Annotated in this window: 20 protein-coding genes; 12 read left to right on the top strand and 8 right to left on the bottom strand. The window is 67.2% G+C overall.

The genetic code is table 11. The annotated features are described in order from the left end of the window. Window positions 1-482 precede the first annotated feature (482 nt). The 3 genes from chvE to mmsB all read left to right on the top strand — a co-directional run bounded on the left by chvE (window position 483) and on the right by mmsB (window position 4460). A complete protein-coding gene (chvE, locus tag H512_RS0116685) occupies window positions 483-1544 on the top strand; it encodes a multiple monosaccharide ABC transporter substrate-binding protein (protein ID WP_026784411.1) in 1062 nt (353 codons plus the stop codon). 193 nt (window positions 1545-1737) lie between these two features. Next, the gene (gene mmsA, locus H512_RS0116680; RefSeq protein ID WP_036792302.1) at window positions 1738-3252 is read left to right on the top strand and encodes a multiple monosaccharide ABC transporter ATP-binding protein; all 1515 of its coding nucleotides are present in this window, start codon (window positions 1738-1740) and stop codon (window positions 3250-3252) included. 80 nt (window positions 3253-3332) lie between these two features. Further along, window positions 3333-4460: a multiple monosaccharide ABC transporter permease gene (mmsB, locus tag H512_RS0116675; RefSeq protein ID WP_245585439.1), complete on the top strand. Its 1128-nt coding sequence runs from the start codon at window positions 3333-3335 to the stop codon at window positions 4458-4460. 132 nt (window positions 4461-4592) lie between these two features. Here mmsB and H512_RS0116670 read toward each other — a convergent pair whose 3' ends face one another. Then, window positions 4593-5555 carry an aldose epimerase family protein gene (locus H512_RS0116670; protein WP_053239981.1) on the bottom strand — a complete coding sequence of 321 codons (963 nt, stop codon included), beginning with the start codon at window positions 5553-5555 and terminating at the stop codon, window positions 4593-4595. A gap of 207 nt (window positions 5556-5762) precedes the next feature. Between H512_RS0116670 and H512_RS0116665 the strand changes: the two genes are divergently transcribed. Further along, window positions 5763-6479 (top strand): FadR/GntR family transcriptional regulator, encoded by a 717-nt coding sequence (locus tag H512_RS0116665; protein ID WP_026784407.1) that lies wholly within the window; start codon window positions 5763-5765, stop codon window positions 6477-6479. A gap of 70 nt (window positions 6480-6549) precedes the next feature. On the opposite strand, the gene H512_RS0116660 is transcribed toward H512_RS0116665, so the two are convergent. From H512_RS0116660 to H512_RS0116650, 3 genes are all read right to left on the bottom strand, one after another. Beyond that, window positions 6550-8316, bottom strand: coding sequence for an IlvD/Edd family dehydratase (locus tag H512_RS0116660; RefSeq protein WP_026784406.1), 1767 nt, complete (start codon window positions 8314-8316; stop codon window positions 6550-6552). 125 nt (window positions 8317-8441) lie between these two features. Next, window positions 8442-9989 carry a putative bifunctional diguanylate cyclase/phosphodiesterase gene (locus H512_RS24555; protein WP_053239980.1) on the bottom strand — a complete coding sequence of 516 codons (1548 nt, stop codon included), beginning with the start codon at window positions 9987-9989 and terminating at the stop codon, window positions 8442-8444. 198 nt (window positions 9990-10187) lie between these two features. Next, a complete protein-coding gene (locus H512_RS0116650) occupies window positions 10188-10685 on the bottom strand; it encodes a YciE/YciF ferroxidase family protein (RefSeq protein WP_026784405.1) in 498 nt (165 codons plus the stop codon). Window positions 10686-10891: 206 nt separating this feature from the next. Here H512_RS0116650 and H512_RS24550 point away from each other — a divergent pair, with 206 nt between their 5' ends. The 3 genes from H512_RS24550 (at window position 10892) to H512_RS0116635 (ending at window position 13196) form a co-directional block, all read left to right on the top strand. Continuing rightward, window positions 10892-11794 (top strand): SDR family oxidoreductase, encoded by a 903-nt coding sequence (locus H512_RS24550; RefSeq protein ID WP_053239979.1) that lies wholly within the window; start codon window positions 10892-10894, stop codon window positions 11792-11794. A gap of 104 nt (window positions 11795-11898) precedes the next feature. After that, entirely contained in the window at window positions 11899-12672 is a 774-nt protein-coding gene (locus H512_RS25950) for a BON domain-containing protein (protein ID WP_053239978.1), read from the top strand. 299 nt (window positions 12673-12971) lie between these two features. After that, the gene (locus tag H512_RS0116635; RefSeq protein WP_156899549.1) at window positions 12972-13196 is read left to right on the top strand and encodes a hypothetical protein; all 225 of its coding nucleotides are present in this window, start codon (window positions 12972-12974) and stop codon (window positions 13194-13196) included. A gap of 122 nt (window positions 13197-13318) precedes the next feature. Here the strand turns inward: H512_RS0116635 and H512_RS0116630 are convergent, their stop codons facing one another. Further along, complete coding sequence (locus tag H512_RS0116630; protein WP_026784403.1) at window positions 13319-13825, bottom strand: ferritin-like domain-containing protein; 507 nt, start codon at window positions 13823-13825, stop codon at window positions 13319-13321. 174 nt (window positions 13826-13999) lie between these two features. Between H512_RS0116630 and H512_RS27090 the strand changes: the two genes are divergently transcribed. Then, entirely contained in the window at window positions 14000-14542 is a 543-nt protein-coding gene (locus H512_RS27090) for a hypothetical protein (RefSeq protein WP_156899548.1), read from the top strand. 334 nt (window positions 14543-14876) lie between these two features. On the opposite strand, the gene H512_RS0116620 is transcribed toward H512_RS27090, so the two are convergent. Next, window positions 14877-15356: a sigma-70 family RNA polymerase sigma factor gene (locus H512_RS0116620; protein WP_245585437.1), complete on the bottom strand. Its 480-nt coding sequence runs from the start codon at window positions 15354-15356 to the stop codon at window positions 14877-14879. 306 nt (window positions 15357-15662) lie between these two features. On the opposite strand from H512_RS0116620, the gene H512_RS0116615 reads away from it, so the two are divergent. Then, window positions 15663-16010 carry a hypothetical protein gene (locus H512_RS0116615; protein WP_026784400.1) on the top strand — a complete coding sequence of 116 codons (348 nt, stop codon included), beginning with the start codon at window positions 15663-15665 and terminating at the stop codon, window positions 16008-16010. Window positions 16011-16069: 59 nt separating this feature from the next. Next, window positions 16070-16642, top strand: a complete 573-nt coding sequence (locus H512_RS0116610) for a hypothetical protein (RefSeq protein ID WP_026784399.1) — start codon at window positions 16070-16072, stop codon at window positions 16640-16642. 60 nt (window positions 16643-16702) lie between these two features. Here the strand turns inward: H512_RS0116610 and H512_RS0116605 are convergent, their stop codons facing one another. Further along, window positions 16703-17149 (bottom strand): response regulator, encoded by a 447-nt coding sequence (locus H512_RS0116605; protein WP_026784398.1) that lies wholly within the window; start codon window positions 17147-17149, stop codon window positions 16703-16705. 227 nt (window positions 17150-17376) lie between these two features. Here H512_RS0116605 and H512_RS24535 point away from each other — a divergent pair, with 227 nt between their 5' ends. Then, window positions 17377-18132 carry a siderophore-interacting protein gene (locus H512_RS24535; RefSeq protein ID WP_053239977.1) on the top strand — a complete coding sequence of 252 codons (756 nt, stop codon included), beginning with the start codon at window positions 17377-17379 and terminating at the stop codon, window positions 18130-18132. Further along, window positions 18129-18557 carry a low affinity iron permease family protein gene (locus H512_RS0116595; protein WP_026784397.1) on the top strand — a complete coding sequence of 143 codons (429 nt, stop codon included), beginning with the start codon at window positions 18129-18131 and terminating at the stop codon, window positions 18555-18557. Before H512_RS24535 ends, H512_RS0116595 begins: the two co-directional genes overlap by 4 nt. Before the next feature lie 118 nt (window positions 18558-18675). Here H512_RS0116595 and copM read toward each other — a convergent pair whose 3' ends face one another. Then, window positions 18676-20085 carry a CopM family metallochaperone gene (gene copM, locus H512_RS0116590; RefSeq protein ID WP_026784396.1) on the bottom strand — a complete coding sequence of 470 codons (1410 nt, stop codon included), beginning with the start codon at window positions 20083-20085 and terminating at the stop codon, window positions 18676-18678. Window positions 20086-20104 lie beyond the last annotated feature (19 nt).

Below are 20104 nucleotides of genomic sequence, written 5' to 3'. Positions count from 1 at the left end.
GCGTTCCGGCCTTTGGCCTCCGCCCTGCCGCGCCATATTCCGCCGCCCGCCCGACCCGTACCGTTGCCACCTTAGTCGATGGTCGGTGCGGCCGAGGTCTGGACACGGGCGCCGTTTGGGTGAAACTGCCGCTCGGAGAAAGCAGGCGCGCCGTCCGCCGGGCGGATTCGGCTCGCGCCTGTCCGGGAGGATGCCGGAGACAATGGTTCGCCGCCTCGATCGGGGCGGCTTTGCAGCGGTGGCCGGTTGGCCGCCCGTTGCGACAAGGAGGTCCTTCCCCTGCCCTCGCATCGATCGGCACGGATGGAAGGAGCGGATCCGGCGGCGGCCCGTCGCCGGACCCCATGAGGAATAAGGCGGGAACGTCCTGCTTTATGAGGACGTCAGGCGCCATCCGCGCCTGACGGAATTGGTCACCAACTCACACGGAATTCCCGAGGGGCGGCAGATCGCCGGCCCATCCGGGATCGAAGGGGGAGAGAATGAAGCTTACCAAGATTCTGGCTGCCACGCTCGTGATCGGCGTTTCCGCCCTGGCCACCGCGTCTTACGCCGCCGAGAAGGGCAAGGTCGGCATCGCCATGCCGACGCAGTCGTCCTCGCGCTGGATCTCCGACGGCCACAGCATGGTCGAGCAGTTCCAGGCCGCCGGCTTCGAGACCGACCTCCAGTATGCCGAGGACGACATCCCGAACCAGCTCAACCAGATCGAGAACATGGTGACCAAGGGCGTCGACGTCCTCGTCATCGCCTCGATCGACGGCACGACGCTGACCGACATCCTGGCCAAGGCCCACGAGGCCGGCGTCAAGGTGTTCGCCTATGACCGCCTGATCCGCAACTCGCCGAACGTCGACTACTACTCGACCTTCGACAACTTCCAGGTCGGCGTGCTCCAGGCGTCGTCGCTCGAGGCCCCGCTCGGCCTCAAGGACGGCAAGGGCCCGTTCAACATCGAACTGTTCGCCGGCTCGCCCGACGACAACAACGCCACCTTCTTCTTCAATGGCGCCATGAGCGTCCTGAAGCCCTACATCGACAGCGGCAAGCTGGTCGTGCAGTCGGGCCAGACGGACTTCGCCCAGGTGGCGACCATGCGCTGGGACGGCGCCACCGCCCAGGCCCGCATGGACAACATCCTGTCGGCCAACTACACCGACAAGCATGTCGACGCCGTGCTGTCGCCCTATGACGGCATCTCGATCGGCATCATCTCGTCGCTGAAGGGCGTCGGCTACGGCACCGAAGGCACGCCGATGCCGTACGTGTCCGGCCAGGACGCCGAGCTGCCGTCCGTCAAGGCGATCATCGCCGGCGAGCAGTATTCGACGATCTTCAAGGACACCCGCGAGCTGGCCAAGCAGACGGTGAAGATGGTGTCGGAAGCCCTCGAGGGCAAGGAAGTGGAAGTCAACGACACCAAGACCTACGACAACGGCGTCAAGGTCGTTCCGTCCTACCTGCTGAAGCCGGTGCTGGTCACCAAGGACAACTACAAGGAGATCGTCATCGACTCCGGCTACTACAAGGAATCGGACCTCTGATCCGGTCCTGATGATCTGATGATCCGCGCGGGGGGCCATGTCCCTCGCGCGGTCTCCAATCTGCCCGCTGTGCGGATCGGTGCGCCTTTGGTGCCCCTGGCGGCAACACCTAACAACAAGACCATTCTGCCTGTCGCCCATCGGAGATCGGCGGACAAAGGAGCCTCGCGTGAGCACGAACGTGATCCTCGAGATGCGCAACATCACCAAGACGTTTCCCGGCGTCATGGCATTGCGCGACGTCAGCTTTTCCGTTGAGGAAGGCGAAATCCACGCGCTCTGCGGTGAAAACGGCGCCGGCAAGTCGACGCTGATGAAAGTGCTGTCGGGCGTCTATCCCCACGGCACCTACGACGGCGAGATCTACTACAAGGGCGAACTCAAGACCTTCGGCTCGATCAAGGATACCGAGGAAGAAGGCATCATCATCATTCACCAGGAACTCGCGCTGATCCCGATGCTGTCGATCGCCGAGAACATCTTCCTGGGCAACGAGGTGGCCAAGGGCGGCGTCATCAACTGGGCCGAGGCGACGCGCCGCACGTCCGAGCTGCTCGCCAAGGTCGGCCTCAAGGAAAACCCCTCGACGCTGATCACCCACATCGGCGTCGGCAAGCAGCAGCTGGTCGAGATCGCCAAGGCGCTGTCGAAGAAGGTCAAGCTGTTGATCCTCGACGAGCCCACCGCCTCGCTCAACGAGAGCGACTCCAACGCCCTCCTCGACCTCCTCCTGGAGTTCAAGAAGCAGGGGCTGACCTCGATCATCATCTCGCACAAGCTCAACGAGATCTCCCGCGTCGCCGACAAGATCACCGTGCTGCGCGACGGCGCCACCGTCGAGACGCTCGACTGCCACGCCGAGAAGATCTCCGAGGCGCGCATCATCCGCGGCATGGTCGGCCGCGAGCTATCCGACCGCTTCCCGAAGCGCGTGCCGCACATCGGCGAGACCGTGTTCGAGGTGCGCAACTGGACGGCCTACCATCCGATCCACGCCGAACGGAAGATCTCCAACGGCATCAACCTCAACGTCCGCCGCGGCGAGGTGGTGGGCATCGCCGGCCTGATGGGCGCCGGCCGCACCGAGTTCGCCATGAGCGTGTTCGGCCGTTCCTACGGTCAGAAGATCTCCGGCGACGTGCTGATCAACGGCAAGCCGGCCGACGTCTCGACCGTCGAGCGGGCGATCAAGTCCGGCCTCGCCTACGTCACCGAGGATCGCAAGCAGCTTGGCCTGGTGCTGATCAACAACGTGATGCACAACAACACGCTGGCCAACCACAAGGGCATCTCGAAGAACCTCATCATCGACGAGTACATCGAGCGCAAGGCGGCCAACGAATACCGCGACAAGCTCAGGATCCGCACGCCGTCGATCTATCAGGACGTCGTCAACCTCTCCGGCGGCAACCAGCAGAAGGTGGTGCTGGCCAAGTGGCTGTTCGCCAATCCGGACGTGCTGATCCTCGACGAGCCGACGCGCGGCATCGACGTCGGCGCCAAGTACGAGATCTACACCATCGTCAATGACCTCGTCGCCGCCGGCAAGGCGGTCATCTTCATCTCCTCGGAAATGCCGGAACTGCTCGGCACCTGCGACCGCATCTACGTCATGAACGAAGGCGCGATCGTGGCCGAAATGCCCGTTGCCGAGGCAAGCCAGGAAAACATCATGGGCGCCATCATGCGCTCGGGGGAGAAGGTTTGATGAATACGCCCAACGAAGCCACCAGGACGGCCGTTCCGCCGACGGCCGCTCCGTCGCTCGCCGTCTTCCTTCGGCAGAACATGCGCGAATACGGCATCCTGATCGCGCTCGTGGTGATCATGGTCTTCTTCCAGATCATCACCGGCGGCGTGCTCTTCCGCCCCGTCAACCTGACCAACCTGGTGCTGCAGAATTCCTTCGTCGTCATCATGGCGCTCGGCATGCTGCTGGTCATCGTCGCCGGGCACATCGACCTGTCCGTCGGCTCCATCGTCGCCATCATCGGCGCCGTGGCGGCGGTGATGATGGTCAACTACAAGATCGATCCCTGGACGACGTCGCTGGTCTGCCTGATCCTCGGTGGCGCCATCGGCGCGGCGCAGGGCTACTGGATCGCCTACCACCACATACCCGCCTTCATCGTCACGCTGGCCGGCATGCTGGTGTTCCGCGGCCTGACGCTCTGGTTGCTGGGCGGCATGAACATCGGCCCGTTCCCGGCCGAGTTCCAGAAGCTCTCCACCGGCTTCCTGCCCGACCTGTTCGACATGGGCGGCCTGCACTCGACCTCGCTCATCCTGACGATCGCCATTCCGGCGCTGCTGGTCTACCTGTCCTGGCGCGGCCGCAAGCTCAACGAGTCGCACGGCATCGAGGTGGAGCCCTTCGCCTTCTTCATCACGCGCAACGCCGTCCTGGTGGCGGTGATGCTGGCCCTCGGCTACCAGCTTTCGACCTACAAGGGCTTCCCGAACATCCTGGTGATCATGGGCGTGCTGATCGCCTTCTACACCTTCGTCACCACCCGCACGACCATCGGCCGCCGTATCTACGCGCTCGGCGGCAACGAGAAGGCGACGCGGCTCTCGGGCATCAACACCGAGCGCCTGTCCTTCTACACCTTCATCAACATGGGCGTTCTCGCCGCCTTCGCCGGCCTGATCGTCGCCGCCCGCCTCAACTCCTCGACGCCGAAGGCCGGTAACGGCTTCGAACTCGACGTCATCGCCGCCTGCTTCATCGGCGGCGCCTCGACGACCGGCGGCGTCGGCAAGATCACCGGCGCGGTGGTCGGCGCCTTCATCATGGGCGTGCTGAACAACGGCATGTCGATCATGGGCCTCGGCATCGACTTCCAGCAGATGGTCAAGGGCATGGTGCTGCTGGCGGCCGTGGTGTTCGACCTCTACAACAAGCAGAAGGGCTGAGGCTTCATCCTCCTCGCCACCTGTCGAGCCGGGGCCGCGAGGTCCCGGCTTTTTGTTGCCGCCGCGCGCGCCACGAAAAAGGCCGCGCCCCGGTTGCCCGGAGCGCGGCCTCGATGCTTCTGGAAAATGGCCTCAGAAGCCCGAGAAGCGCCACTCGATGCGGTGGTGATAGGTCTCGCCCGGCCGCAGCACCGGGCTCGGATAGCTCGGCTCGTTGGCGGCATTGGGGTAGGTCTGCGGCTCCAGCGCGAAGCCGGCGTTCTTCACATGCTCCGAGAAGGGCGCCTTGATCGCCGGCGAGAAATGCTCGCCGGTGTAGAGCTGGATGCCGGGCTCGGTGGTCCAGACCTCCAGCGTGCGGCCGGTGACCGGCTCGATGGCGCGGGCGCCGAGGTGCAGCGCGCCGCGGCCGGCGTCGAGCACGAAATTGTGGTCGTAGGCGCCGGCGATCGGCCGCTTGTCGCGGAAATCGAAGCGGGTGCCGGCCACCTCGGCAAGGGGTCCGAGCGGGATGAGATTGTCGCCGACCGGCGTGTAGCGGCTGGCCGGGATCTGCATGAGGTGGCCGAGGATGTCGCCCTTGCCGAGCAGGTTCCAGTAGACGTGGTGCGTCAGATTGACCACCGTCGGCTTGGTCGTGGTGGCGGTCATGTCGAGGTAAAGCGTGTGGCCGTCGAAGCCGTAGGCCGCCTTCACGGCGAGGGCGCCGGGATAGCCCATGTCGCCGTCGGGCGAATCGAGGCGGAACACCACCTCCTTGTCCGTCTTCTCGGCCCGCCAGATCAGATGACCGAAGCCGGCCTCGCCGCCGTGGAGCTGCTTGTCGCCCTCGTTGGCCGGCAGGTGGTAGCTGACGCCGTCGAGCGTGAAGCTGGCGCCGGCGATACGGTTGGCGAAGCGGCCGCAGATGGTGCCGGCCCAGCTGTCGCCGTCGGGGGCGTCGAGACGGCCGGACGACCCCATCACCGTCTGCACCGGTCCGCCGGAACGGGTCGGCACGTAGAGCGCCACCAGTTGCGCGCCGGCCGGGCTGAACACCGCCCTCAGCCCGTCGCCGCCGTCGAGCGTCGTGAAATCGTCTGCCGGATTGGTCATGCCTGCCTCCCGAGCCCCGTTGGAGCCGCCTTTTCGATTGATCAGTCAATCTCGCTCAAGTTCGCGGAAAACAAAAGGTTTTTTCGGCGTTGACCTTTCTGCCGGCTGTCAACGCGGGACCGTTGTGGCATAGTCGCACCAGCTTCGCGCCAACGGTCGCCGCACCGCGATTCGCGGCGGACACCCGAGCGGTTCTGTGAGGGACGCATGACACGACGCACGGTGGTGAAACGCGCCCGCCAGGACGACATCGTGCGCGAGCTTGCCCACGAGATCGTCGGCGGACAACGGCCGGAGGGCAGCTTGCTACCGTCCGACGCCGAGCTGATGGCGCGCTTCGGCGTGTCGCGCACCGTGCTCCGGGAGTCGCTGAAGACGCTGGCCGCCAAGGGACTGATCCAGCCCAAGACGCGCGTCGGCACCCGCGTCGTCGAGCGGACCAGCTGGAACCTGCTCGATCCGGACATGCTGCGCTGGCACCTCGATTGCGGTATCGGCCTCGAACTGCTCGCTCACCTCTCCGACGTCCGCCTGGCGCTGGAGCCGGTGGCGGCATCGCTGGCCGCCGGGCGGCGGGGCGAGGCGGACGTGGCCGCCCTGCATGCCATCGTCGACCGCATGGAGGCGCCGGATGCCTCGCCCGCCGGCTTCGCCGCCGCCGATCTCGACTTCCACCTGGCGATTGCCCGGCTGAGCGGCAACCCGTTCTTCCGCACGGCGTCGGCGCTGATCGAGGTGGCGCTGGCCGCCACCTTCACCATCACCGTGCCGGTCAACGACCCCAAGGCCAAGGCCATCTCCTGCGCCGCCCATCGCGCCGTGGTGACGGCGATCGGCGATGGCGACGGCGAGGCGGCGGCCGCCGCCATCGTCGAGACGATCCGCCTCGGCGCGGCGCGGGTGACGGCCGCCGCGCGCGAGTGAGCCGTTTCCAGACGCTGTTTTCCAGCGCGTGGCGTCACCCGAAACGTCTGCAACTTTTCGGCGCCATGCGTCAGTGGCTGTCGCGCGGCACGCTGTCGACGACCTTCTGGTACTTCACCGCCATCTCCATGACGGCGCCGTCGGCGAGCTGGCCGACCGTCGTCCGGTAGAGTTCCTGCCACGGCGTCTGGCTGGCCGGATAGACCGGCTCGAAGGCGGCGCGGCGGCGCTCCCACTCCTCCGGATCGACCAGCGCGTCGGCGGTGCCGGCGTTGAGGTCGACGCGGATGCGGTCGCCGGTCCTGAGGAGGCCGAGACCACCGCCCACCGCCGCCTCGGGCGAGGCGTTGAGGATGGAGGGCGAACCCGACGTGCCGGACTGGCGGCCGTCGCCCATGCAGGGCAGCGCGGCGATGCCCCTGTCGATCAGGGCGGCCGGCGGCTGCATGTTGACCACCTCGGCCGAGCCCGGCCAGCCGACCGGGCCGGCATAGCGGATGACCAGGATGGTTTCGGCGGTGATGCCGAGCGCCGGATCCTCGATGCGGTGGTGGTAGTCCTCCGAGCCGTCGAACACCACAACCGGCCCCTCGAAGACGTTTTCCGATCCCGGCTTGGACAGATAGCGAAGGCGGAAATCCTCCGATATCACCGAGGTCTTCATGATGGCGGCGTCGAAGAGATTGCCGTGCAGGACGATGAAGCCGGCCTTCTCCTTCATCGGCGCGTCGTAGGGCTTGATCACCTCGCCATCCGGCGCCGGTGCCGCGGCGATGTTGTCGGCCACCGTGCGGCCGGTGACGGTGAGCGCCTCGCCATTGAGGCGGCCGTGGTCGAGCAGCGCCTTCATGACCACCGGCACACCGCCGGCCCGGTGGAAGCCCTCGGACAGATGGCTGCCGGCCGGCTGCATGTTGACCATCAGCGGCACGTCGTAGCCGACCGACTGCCAGTCCATCGGCGCGATCGGCACGCCGGCATGGCGGGCGATGGCGACGATGTGCGGCTGGGCGTTGGTGGAGCCGCCGATCGCCGAGTTGACGACAATGGCGTTCTCGATGGCCTGCCGCGTCAGGATCTTCGACGGCCGCAAATCCTCCTCGACCATGGCGACGATGCGCTGGCCGGTATGGTAGGCCATCTGCGCCCGCTCGCGATAGGGGGCGGGTATGGAGGCGTTGCCGGGCAGGCTCATGCCGAGCGCCTCGGCCAGGCAGTTCATGGTCGAGGCGGTGCCCATGGTGTTGCAGTAGCCGTCGGACGGCGCCGAGGCGGCGGCGGCATCGATGAATTCCTCGTAGTCGATCCTGCCGGTGGCCAACTCCAGACGCTTCTGCCAGATGATGGTGCCGGAACCGGCCAGCCGGCCCTCGTGCCAGCCGTCGAGCATCGGCCCGCCCGACAGGACGATGGCCGGCAGGTCGACGGTGGCGGCGGCCATGATCAGCGCCGGCGTCGTCTTGTCGCAGCCGGTGGTCAGCACCACGCCGTCGAGCGGATAGCCGTGCAGGATCTCGACCAGGCCGAGATAGGCGAGGTTGCGGTCGAGCGCCGCCGTCGGCCGCCGGCCGGTCTCCTGGATCGGATGCACCGGAAACTCGAAGGCGATGCCGCCGGCCGCCCGGATGCCTTCGCGCACCCGCTCGGCAAGGCGCAGGTGGACGCGGTTGCAGGGCGACAGGTCGGAGCCGGTCTGGGCGATGCCGATGATCGGCCGATCGGACCTCAGCTCGTCGCGCGTCAGGCCGAAATTGAGGTAGCGCTCGAGATAGAGCGCCGTCATGGACGGGTTGTCGGGATTGTCGAACCAGAGCTTGTGACGGCGCGGCCTGGACATCGGGCATCCTCCTTCGGTCCGGCAGAGCGGCCGGACCGCCCCAGAATAGCCCCGCGTCCGGCACTTGGCCAGCCGCCGGCCTCATTTGTCATACTATTTGATCGAACCGGAGCAGTTCGCCGGCCTCAGCCGCCCATGGCGCGGCGCGGCTCGATGCAGGCAACCGATGGCGCGGCGCTGTCCGGCAGGACGGCCGGCCGGCCGAAATAGTAGCCTTGGAAGCGCTGGCAGCCGGCTGCCTTCATCAGGAGATACTGCTCCTCGGTCTCGACGCCCTCGGCCAGCACGCGCGTGCCGAGCGCGCGGGCCAGCTCGGTAATCGCGGAGACGAAGGTCATGTCGACGGCGCTCGATCCGGCGGCATGGACGTAGCTCCGGTCGATCTTCAGGCAGTCGAAGCGGAATTTCCGGAGATATTGCAGCGAGGCGAAGCCGGCGCCGAAATCGTCGAGCACGATCATCACGCCGGCCTGCCGCAGCCCGTCGAGATTGGCCCGTTCGACCGAGCCGAAGTCGAGGAACACCGTCTCGGTGATCTCCAGCACCAGCCGGGAGGCCGGCAGACCGGCAGCCGCCAGCTCGCCGAGCACGAAATCCGAAAAGCCCGGCTGCTTCAACTGGACCGGCGACACGTTGATGCCGAACTGGCCGGTGCCGAAGCGCACGGCGTCACGGACGACGCGGCGGATCACCCATTCGCCCACCTCCTCGATCAGTGTCGACTGCTCGGCGACGGTGATGAACTCGGAGGGCGGGATGCTGCCGCGCAGCGGGTGATGCCAGCGGATCAGCGCCTCGAAGGCGGTGCGGGTCACGCCGTCCTCGGCGACGACCGGCTGGTAATGCACGTCCAGCTGGTTGAGATAGATGGCGGCGCGCAGCTCGCGGGCCAGCAGGCGGGCGTAGCGATCGTCGACCAGCATGCGGGCGTTGTAGGAGAGTACGGTGCCGCGCGCCGCCTTGGCCTTGTAGAGGGCGAGGTCGGCGAGATTGACCAGTTCGAGGGCGATGCGGGTGTCGTCGGGCGCCACGGCGAGGCCGGCGGTCGCCGACAGGCGCATGGTGCGGCCATTGATCTGGGCCGGCAGGCGCAGCCGGTCGAGCAGCGCCCTCGTCGTCCGCACCACCTCGTCGCGCGAGGCGCAGTCGGACAGGAGCAGCGCGAACTCGTCGCCGCCCAGCCGGCCGACCACGGCGCCGGGCAGCGCCTCGCGGCAGATGCGCACCAGCCGGGCCAGCGCCTCGTCGCCGGCGGCGTGGCCGAAGGTGTCGTTGAGCGCCTTGAGGTGGTCGAGGTCGAGCATTACGCAGGCATGACGGCGGTCGCCGGCCGTCCGGACCCGGCGGCGCAGTTCGTCGAGGAAATCGCCGCGCGTCAGCGCCAGGGTGACGGGATCGACGCGCGCCGCGTTCTCGGCCAGCTCCGCGGCCTGCAGGCCGGCCAGGCTCTTTCGCAGCAAGGCAAAGCCGATGGCCACGATGGTAAGCAGCAGCATCGTTCCGGAGACAACGCCGGCGACCAGGCCGGACTGCCAGACCGGCGGCAAGGCACCAAAGCGTGCCGCCAGCAGCGCCAGCGCCAGCCCGAGGCAGGCAACGGCGAGCGCGCCGACGAACAGCGAAACGCGCCGGCTGACGCTCTGCGCGGTCTGAAGATGTTTTCCGAGCGCCATCGCTCCCCCTTCTCGCCTCGGCGGAACTACCATGCGCCTATGAACTTTTGACGAATGTCCACAAGGGCTTGGGTTAAGGATCCGTCAACCGCGAGGGCCGGGGGAAAGGCGACCCGGGCGGTTCCCAAGAGGGAGACCGCCCGGGCCGGGGCGCGCTGCATGAGGGAGGGGATCAGCGCGCGCCTGGGGAATGCGCCATCAGGCAGCCTTGAGGGCGGCCTGATTGACCGAGGTCTCGGCGATCTCGGTGAGGGTCTTGTCGGTCGCCTCTTCCTCGGCCAGGGTTTCCCGGAGGAGCTTGGAGGCCTGCTTCTGTCCCAGCATCTCCGCCCAGCGGCACATCGTGCCGTAGCGGGCGATCTCGTAATGCTCGACCGCCTGGGCGGTGGCTACCAAGCCGGCGTCGACGGCGTCGGTGCCGCCGAAGGACTCGAGGATCTCCTCGCCTTCTTCGATGATGCCCTCGATGGCCGGACAGGTCTTGCCGCGCGCCGGCTTGCCGATCAGCTCGAATACCTGCTGCAGGCGCTCGATCTGGATCTGCGTCTCGTCCGCATGCTTCTCGAAGGCGGCCCGCAATTCCGGCGACTGGGCGCCACGCGCCATTTTCGGCAATGCCTTCAGGATCTTGCGTTCGGCATAATAGACGTCCTTGAGCATGTCCTGGAAAAGATCATCAAGCGATTTGGTCTTCATGGCTTCACCTTTCGGATCGGAAGGAAAGTTGCCCCCCTGCAACGTGCCGCGGGACTGATTGTTCCCGCCCGATTCCGCCCGGCCGGTGGAATCCTCGGCCGCCGCCCCCTCCGTCTCGGGAACAAACGGCGCCGCCGGCTATTCTCCCGGAGCCTTTTCCTCAGCCTTTCCGAGGGCATCGCCCCGGATCAACCTGGAGACGGAGCATGAGCAAGACCTCTTCCGCCGACGCCCCGGCAAATGGGCCGCGCTATCCCGACTATCCGAAGCCGCCCTTCCCGCCGCAGACGCAGGAGCTGCCCGGCAGCTTCCGGAAGATGGACCCGAAGCCCGACCACGGCGAGACGAGTTGGCGCGGCGCCGGCCGTCTTCAAGGCATGGCCACCCTGATCACCGGCGGCGACAGCGGCATCGGCCGGGCTGTGGCCATCGCCTTCGCCCGCGAGGGCGCCGACGTGGCGCTGTCCTTCCTCAACGAGCACGAGGACGCCGCCGACACCGTCCGCCTCGTCACCGAGGCCGGCCGCCGCTGCCTGGCGCTGCCCGGCGACATCGCCGACCCCGCCCATTGCCGGCACATCGTGGCACGGGTGGCGGAGGAGTTCGGCCGGCTCGACGTGCTGGTGAACAACGCCGCCCATCAGGACACCTTCGAGACGATCGATGACATCACCGACGAGGAGTGGCAGCGAACCTTCGCCGTGAACATCCACGCCATGTTCTATCTCGCCAAGGCGGCCGTGCCGCACATGCGGCCGGGGGCGTCGATCATCAACACCGCCTCGATCAACGCCGACGCGCCCAACCCCGGCCTGCTCGCCTATGCCACCACCAAGGGGGCGATCCAGAACTTCACCGGCGGCCTGGCGCAGCTGTTGGCCGAGCAGGGCATTCGCGTCAATTGCGTCGCTCCCGGCCCGGTATGGACGCCGCTGATCCCGGCCAGCATGTCGGCCGAGAAGACGTCGAAGTTCGGTTCCAACTATCCGATGAAGCGGCCGGCGCAGCCGGTGGAACTGGCCTCGGCCTACGTGATGCTGGCGGAGCCGATGTCGAGCTACGTGTCGGGCGCCACCGTCGCCGTCACCGGCGGCAAGCCGCTGATCTGAGGCGAGCGGCCGCCGGGAAAGGCCGGAACAATCGGCCGCCCCGCTTGTTGTTGACCGCGACCGGTGCCTGAGACGCCGGAAAAATCGCGAGAGGAGGCTCCCCCATGGCAAATGAACGCAACGACCGCAGTTACCAGTATCGCGCGCAGGACGACGATCGTCGGCGCTTCTCCGGCCGGCTTCAGGAAGACGACACCGGCTACACCCGCCGGCAGAGCGACGATTACGGCCGCGACGACGACGAGATCTATCGCGGTCGCGAACGCGGATCGCAGGGCTACGACTACGACGACCGGCGGCGGGACGACCGCGACTCTTCCTCCGGGGAGCGCGATGGCGGCCATGCCTTTGATTTCGCCCGACGGGACCGCGACTATTCTGGCAGCCGCGAGGGTTATGGCGGCTGGGAAGGGCAGGACCGCTACCGAGATCCGCAGGGCTACGGCGTGCGGTCGAGCAGCGGCTTCGATCGCGGCTATGGTCCGGACCCCTATCGCGGCGCCTCCGAGGGCCGGCAGCAGGGCAAGGCCGAAGGACGCACGACGAGCGGATTGTTCCGCGGCAAGGGGCCGAAGGGCTACACCCGTTCCGACGAGCGGATCAAGGAGGACGTCAGCGACCGCCTCGCCGACGATGACGAACTGGACGCCTCCGACATCACCGTGCAGGTGTCGGGCGGCGAGGTGACGCTGACCGGCTTCGTCGACTCGCGCGACGCCAAGCGCGCCGCCGAGGACTGCGCCGAGGCGTGCTCGGGCGTCAAGCATGTGCAGAACAATCTGCGCGTGGGCGATCGCAATGCGTCCGGTTCCCAGCAGCAGACGGGCGGCGAAGGCGGCGGCCAGACGGCGAGCAAGGCGAAGCCCAAGGACAGCTGACACCGGAAGACGTGGAGAATGGCTTCCGGTCTCTGGCCTTCCGGTCTCTGGCCTGCCGATTTCTCATCTGCATCAACGGCATGAGAAATCGGCCCCGGCCGCGATGAGCGGAGGCGCCGGCAGCTGGGCGGATTGGCTGAAGGCCGCCGGACGAGCCATGCGGTCCGGGTCGCCCCGGCGATCCGGACGCCATTTCAGAAAAAATGGCCCATTTGCACGATCTTCGTGCGATCGTTTAGCCTTGTTATATGTTTTCCGGGATATACGCCTATGTAGCACCCATAGTAGTGGTCACTTACATGAGCGATCTTCCTTCCCTCCCCAAGACGCCCGAAGAGCGGCGCGGCGAAGACGACTTCGGCCAGTTGCAAAGCGCCGCGCGGCATCTGATGGCGGCCATCACGGCCGAGCCCGTTCCCGACGGGCTGCGCGATCTGGCGATCGAGCTTGGCAATGCCCTTCAGCGCTATCAGGACAACCTGATCGCCAGGGGCTATACGCCACCCTCCTCCACGGCACCCTGACCCGCCTGGGCGGGAGAGGCGGAGCCTGACCCAACAGTTTGCCGCCGCGACGGGCGCGGCGGCGGATGTCGTGTCACGATGGAACGGATCGGCGGGCCAACCGGCTGCCACCGGCAGCACCGTCACCGACGCGCCGGAATTCCGGCCTCGTCGCGGGCGAGGAAGATGCGCGTCGTCTGGTCCATGTGGTCGGACAGCCAGTCGGCCATCGCCTGTTCCTCGGCGAGGATCTGTTCGAGGACGGGGATGGCCGTGCTGTCCTCCAGCACCGCGGCGGTGGAGATCAGCACCTTGTAGGCGGAAATCTCCATGTGCTCGAAGGTGTAGCTGGCCATGGCGCCCTTGACGACCTCGTCGTCGGCGAACAGGCCGCCCATCGCCTGCCCGAGAGCGGTGGCCTTGCCGAGCGTGTCCTTCATCACCGAGGAACTGCTGTCGCGGCCCTCCAGCAGCTTGCGGAGCGCCGCCGCCTGCCGCTCGGTCTCGGCCACGTGCTGCTCCATGCGGGCGCAGAGCACCGGATAGTGCTCAAGACGGGAGAGCATGCCCCGCATCATCGTGAGGGCCTGTTCTTCCATGGCATGGGCGTCGCGAAGCCATGCCAGATAATGATCGCGGATGTCTTCCATGGATCGTACCCTCCTGAGAATGGGGCCGGAGATACTCGGCCGAAGGTGGCGCGGCAGACGGGGAAAGAGGGGCCGGAGCCTCTCCTCCCCCCACGTCAAAGGTCAGCGACGGCCACGCCAGGCGTCGCGATCGTCGTCTCGGCGGCTTTCCCAGCCGCGGCGGGCGGCCTCGGCATGGCCCTGGTGATCGCCGAACCAGCCGCCATGACCGCGATCGTCGTCGCGGCCGCGGGAGCCGTAACGGCGGTCGTCGTCGTCGTCTCGGCGTTCGGAGGCGCGGCCACCGCCGCGATAGTCATCGCCGCTCGTGAAGCGTCCACGCTCGTCGCGGTCGCGATCGTTGCCACGATCGTCGTTGCCGCCGGCGAAGCGGCCGCGATCGTCACGGTCGCGATCGTAGCCGCGGCTCTCGTAGCGGCCGCCGCGGTCGTCGTCACTCATGGAACGTCCGCGATCGTCGCGGTCGCGGTCGTTGCCGCGATGGTCGCTGCCGCCGGAGAAACGGCCGCGATCGTCGCGGTCGCGATCATTGCCACGGCTCTCGTAACGGCCGCCCCGGTCATCATCGCCGACAAACCGGCCGCGGTCGTCGCGGTCGCGATCATTGCCGCGGCTCTCGTAGCGGCCACCCCGATCATCGTCGCTGACAAAACGTCCACGGTCGTCGCGTTCGCGCGTCTCGTTGTATCTGGGCATATCTTTCTCCGTAGGGATTAAGCCGCTTCGGGCGGTCGGCGGATGGCGCCTGCCATCCCGGAACCGATCGCTCGTTCGGCCCGCTCCTCTCTTGTCGAGTTCGGCGGGAAACGATGGCGTTTCTCGCCGTCAGCCTTGCCGCCAAAGCCTGTCGTCCTCCCATCCGGTCGGATCGGTGGGACGTGACATGACCCGCCTCCCATGTGCGAAGTCGATGTCGTGCATTCTTTGGACGTGCCGGGCTCCAACCGGAGGGAGCGCGAGATGTTCCAGAACATTTCCGGGAGAGGCCGTAAGAGGAGGCCGCATTCCCGCAACCCTTTGCCCGGAAAATGTTGAGATATCAGCGGCGTCGTCAAACCGCGTCTCCCAGGGCGACACGCAGCATGCGCCGGCCGCGATTGATGCGGCTCTTGATGGTGCCGATGTCGCATTCGAGAATCTCGGCGGCGCGGAGGTAGCTTTCCTCCAGTACGATCACCAGCACGATCGCCTCCCGATAATGGACCGGCAGCTCCTCGAGCGCCCGCTCCAGCTCCTGCATGCGGATCTGCCACTCCTGCTGGGCCGGCACCACGGGCATCTCGGAGGCGCAGTCCTCGTCGCCGGTCGGCTCGCGCTTGCGCTTGATGCAGTTGGAGTAGAAGCGGTTCCGCATGATGGTGAACAGCCAGGCGCGGAGGTTGGTGCCGGGCGTGTAGCCTGAAATGTTCTCGATCGCCCGCAGCAGGGTTTCCTGAACCAGATCGTCGGCTTCCGTCGCGTTGCCACACAAGGAACGGGCAAAGGCGCGCAAGGCAGGTAAATAGGTAAGAATATCGTCTGACATCATCATTCGCTTTGAGCTTCAAGCCGATGCGGGATCAGGCGCACGGCGCAGACCCGAGCGACGCGGCCTGGACGGACGAAACACCCTCAACTGAATTCCCAAGCGGCCAAACGGTTCCGCTTTTTCCGTCGGCCCCGGCGATTTACCTCGGGCCGCGACGGCCCCGGTGAGGCGGTTGGAACTATCGCTCCCGTTAATGGTTAATTCAGCGGCCGCAGACGCGGTCTCCGTCGTTCTCGACAGTCGCCGGCCGGTTGCCGTCTCCCGGCCCCGCATGGCCGGCAAAGACCTCCAACGTCGAAGGAGACTCCGATGAAACTCGCCTATCTCTGCCTGGCAGCCACTCTTGCCTTCAGCGGTGCCGCCTTCGCCCAGACGGCGCCGTCGCCCGACCCGAACGCTCCCGCCATGCCTCCGGCCGATCAGGCGGCCCCGCCGGCCGACCAGATGGACAACATGAACAAGGACAGCAAGGCCCTGGAGCCGGGCGCCAACAGCTTCACCGAGGCGCAGGCGCGCTCGTGGCTGGAAGACGCCGGCTATACCGACGTCGGCACCCTCGTGCAGTCCGACGACGGCATCTGGCGCGGTCAGGCCAAGCACAACGGCGCCACCGTCACCGTCGCCGTCGACTACAAGGGCACCATCAGCACCGAGTGAGGCCGGCGGGCGCACCTCGGTCACAGACCCTCAGCCACAGAATGAAAAAGGAAAGCACCATGAGCACGCACACCCGACTCTATGACAGCTGGTCCGACGCCATGGCCGTGGTCGACAGGCTGAAGGCCGCCGGCATCGACGACGAAGACATCTCCGTCATCTCGCCCAAGAACGAGGAAGTACCGGTCAAGGACGGCGCCGAGGCGACAGCGGCCGGCTCCGGCATCGGCGCCGTGCTCGGCGGCGGCGCCGGCGCGCTGGCCGGTGTCGGCCTGCTGGCCATTCCCGGTCTCGGCCCGGTGGTGGCGACCGGCTGGTTCGTGTCGACGCTGGCCGGTCTGGCGGCCGGCGCGGTGGCCGGTGGCGTGGCGGGCGGCATCGTCGATGCGCTCACCAGCTCCGGCCTGAGCACGGAAGAGGCCCAGGTCTATGCCGAGGCCATCCGCCGGGGCGGCACGATGATCACCGTACGCGCCGACGACAGCCAGGACGCGCTGGTGGCCCGCCTCCTCGACGAGACGACGCCCGTCAACATGGTCGAGCGCGAGCGTCTCTATCGCGAAAGCGGCTGGAGCGGCTTCGATCCCGACACCGGCACCGTCGACGACGTGCCGCGCCGGCCCTATCTCTGACGCCGGCGTCCTGTCCTGATCGTTTGCCGCCCGCCCTCAAAATGGGGTGGGCGGCAGACGTCAATCGATGTCGGGGACCTGGATGACCGTCATCACCAATCCCAGGTCGCGGATGGCCTGGGCGAAGCTCTCTTCGCTGAGCGGCTTGGAAATGAATACATGGGCGCCGAGATCGGGGCGGCGCTGGTTCTCGCCCTCTTCGCCGGCCGCCGCCATCAGGATGACAGGGGAATGGCGCGTCGCGTGGTTGGTCCGGATGCTGGCCAGCACGTCCAGCCCACTCATGTCCGACAGATCGACATCGAGCAGAAACAGCCGCCCGGCGTCGGCGCTGTCTCGTCCGGCGGCCCCGGCGCCGACCAGCTGATCGACGGCGCTGCCGCCATTGCGGAACATTATGATCTCGTTATTCACCCCGGCGCGCCGGATGTTCGTCTCTATGAGGCGGGCATCGACCTCGTCACTCTCCACCATGACGATGACTACCGGCCTGGGTTCCCGATCCATGCACGTCCATCCTGCCGATGCGCCGTGAGGCGATGCGCGACGAATACGTAGAAAACAGTATCTGATTAATGCGGCAAATCAACGGTTCTGCAAAGCAAATTGTTGCAGGCGCGCCACGGATGCACGCGACGATCCAAACGGCGAGCGACCGGAACCCGCACCAGCGCGACGCGTTAACCATCGCGACCGGCGGGCGCCCTGCTGCTCCGCCGAACCGGAGACGTCCCATGCGCGAGACCCCGCCCGCCATCGCCGACCATCTCGACCGCGTCCGCCGGGCCAACCGGCGGCGACCGGTGGCGGTGGTCGAGGCGTTCGACCTGACGCCCAACATGCGCCGCCTGGTGCTGGACGAGCTGGAGCCCGACACCGACGCGCCGCCCCGGCCGGCCGGCTGGATCAAGCTCCATCTTGCCGATCCCGGCGACGGGCGGCGATCGCACGGCCGCGCCTACACGGTACGCGAGCGGGTGGGCGGACGCATCGTCATCGACATGGTGCGGCATGGCGGCCTCTGCGCCGGCTGGGCGCAGCGGGCCCGGACCGGCGACCGCGCCGAAATCTCCGGCGTTCGCGACGGCTTCCGCCTCGACTGGCCGCCGGCCGGCGAGGTGCTGCTCGGCGCCGACGAGACCGGCCTGCCGGCCATCGCCGGCATTCTCGCCGCCCTGCCCCCGGCCACGCGCGGCACGGCCTGGCTGGAGGTGCCCGAAGAAGCCGACGTCCAGCCGCTCGACGCGCCGCCCGGCGTCACCATCCATTTCCTGCCGCGCGGCGCGGCCCCACCCGGCCGGCGCCTGACGCGGGCGCTGGCAACGGCACCGTTGTCGCCCGACGCCACTGTCTGGGTGGCGGCCGAACGCACTGCCGCGCTGGACCTGCGCGCCCATTTCGAAGCGCGCCTGCCGCTGACGCAGGTGCGCACCGCCGGCTACTGGCGCACGGCCTCGGGATCGGTGTCCGACGACGCGAGGCCATCATGAACGGCGGCAACCCGTCTGGCCTGTTTTCCCGCTTCGCTTCGGCGATCTCCGAGCTGTCCGGACGGCCGGTCACCTTTGCGCTGGCCGTCGGGCTGGTGCTGGTCTGGGCGATCAGCGGTCCATTCTTCGGCTTTTCCGAAACATGGCAGCTCGTCATCAACACGGCGACGACCATCGTCACCTTCCTGATGGTGTTCGTGCTGCAGAACTCGCAGAACCGCGACGGCAAGGCGCTGCAAGCCAAGCTCGACGAGCTGATTCTGACCTCGGCGGCCAAGAACAAGTTCATCGGCATCGAGAAGCTCGACGAGGAGGCGCTGCTGGAGGTCTGCGAGGCGCACGCCGAGGGTATCGACAGCGTCGAGGAGATCCTGGCCGAGGAAATTCTCACCGAGGAGACCGCCGGCCCCACCGCTCCCCGGTGAGGCCGGCCGGATTGCCTAGAGCATTTCCGGTGAAAGCCGGTTCACCGGAAATGGTCTATCTGTTTGTTTGTAGGCAATTCCGGACGCAAAACCGGTTCCCACTTTTGTTGGAATTGCTCTAGGGATCGGCGAGACCGCGCTGACGCAGCCAGGCCCGCATCTCGGCGATCTCGCGCGCCTGGGTGTCGATGATCTCGCGGGCGAAATGCTGGTTCTGCGGGTCCTGGCCGAATTTTAGCACCGTCTCCGCCATGTCGATCGCTCCCTGATGGTGGGGGATCATGCCGCGCACGAAGGCGACGTCCGGGTCCGGATCGGCGATGCCGCTCATCATCGGGCCGTGCATGCGGTCCATGGCGGCGCGATAGGCGGCCTCGGCGTTCATGGCATCGGGCATGCCGTCGCTCATGCCGGCGGCGCCGTGCGGATGCTCGGCGTTCGGCGTATGGGTGAGATATTCGGCCGGCGGCGTGCCGACGTTGCCCGCCACGCCGTAGATGGCGATGTGCAGGCCCCAGTAGCCGCCGACGAAGATGACCAGCGCCGCCGCAAGGCCGGCCGGCACGCCGACGAGCGCCTTCTTCTCGGCCGGCAGGAAACGCACCTCGCGCGTCCGGTCGGCGGCGATGGCGACGATGATTGCCATGATCAGCGCGTGGCCGATCAGGTCGACGCGGCCGAACGGGTAGACGGCGGCGTTGAAGATGACGAACAGGGCGATGGCCGACAGCCGCCGCACCAGCGGCGTCCAGATCAGGCCGAAGCCCATGGTGAACTCGGCGACGCCGGCCATCGGGATGAACACGTCGCGCGGCATGCCGAAGGTCAGGAACGGCTTCTCGTCAACCAGCGGATAGAACCAGTCGGGATAGGCGAATTTCTCCAGACTCGACCACATCAGGGCGATGGCCACGCCCCAGCGCAGCACCTCGAAGCGGTGCTTGCGCCAGTCCGGATCGGACGATGCCTCCAGCACCAGATAACCGGCGACGCCGACGCCCAGCGCCAGATAGTCGAGCAGGTGGAAGACGTCGTAGTCGCGCAGCGCCAGCAGCCACAGGCCGATGATGCCGGCGGCGGCCAGCGACTGGGTGCGGCGGGAGAAGATCAGCGCGGCGATCAGCAACTGCGTCCACGACACCCATTCGGCCGGCGTCTTCAGGTCGGGCGTCAGGTAGATGCCGCCGATGGCGAAGATCGCCACGAAGAAGGCGCCGATGACCACGCGCACGAAGTCGTCGAGCCGCGCCCATAGCGGACCGGTGGCGCGGTCGAGGCCACCGAGGATCACCTCGCCGGCCGGCGACCGCTCGACCAGCCGGGTGGCGGTGAAGAAGATCAGCACCAGGACGATGCCGGTCCAGAACCAGGGATTGGTCAGCGTCGCGGATACCGGCTGCGGCGGCGCGCCGACGATATAGGGCGCGAACCATTTGACGTGGGCGGCGGCCGGCGCGACCGACAGTCCCGACAGCGCCATCGCGCCGAGGAGGGGAAGAAGGGATCTCGGGGGAAACGGCATCGTCATCGCGGCTCTCCGTCAGCGT

This window comes from Pleomorphomonas koreensis DSM 23070, assembly GCF_000425185.1.
Lineage (GTDB): Bacteria > Pseudomonadota > Alphaproteobacteria > Rhizobiales > Pleomorphomonadaceae > Pleomorphomonas > Pleomorphomonas koreensis.
This window is presented reverse-complemented; position numbering and strand designations above follow the sequence as displayed.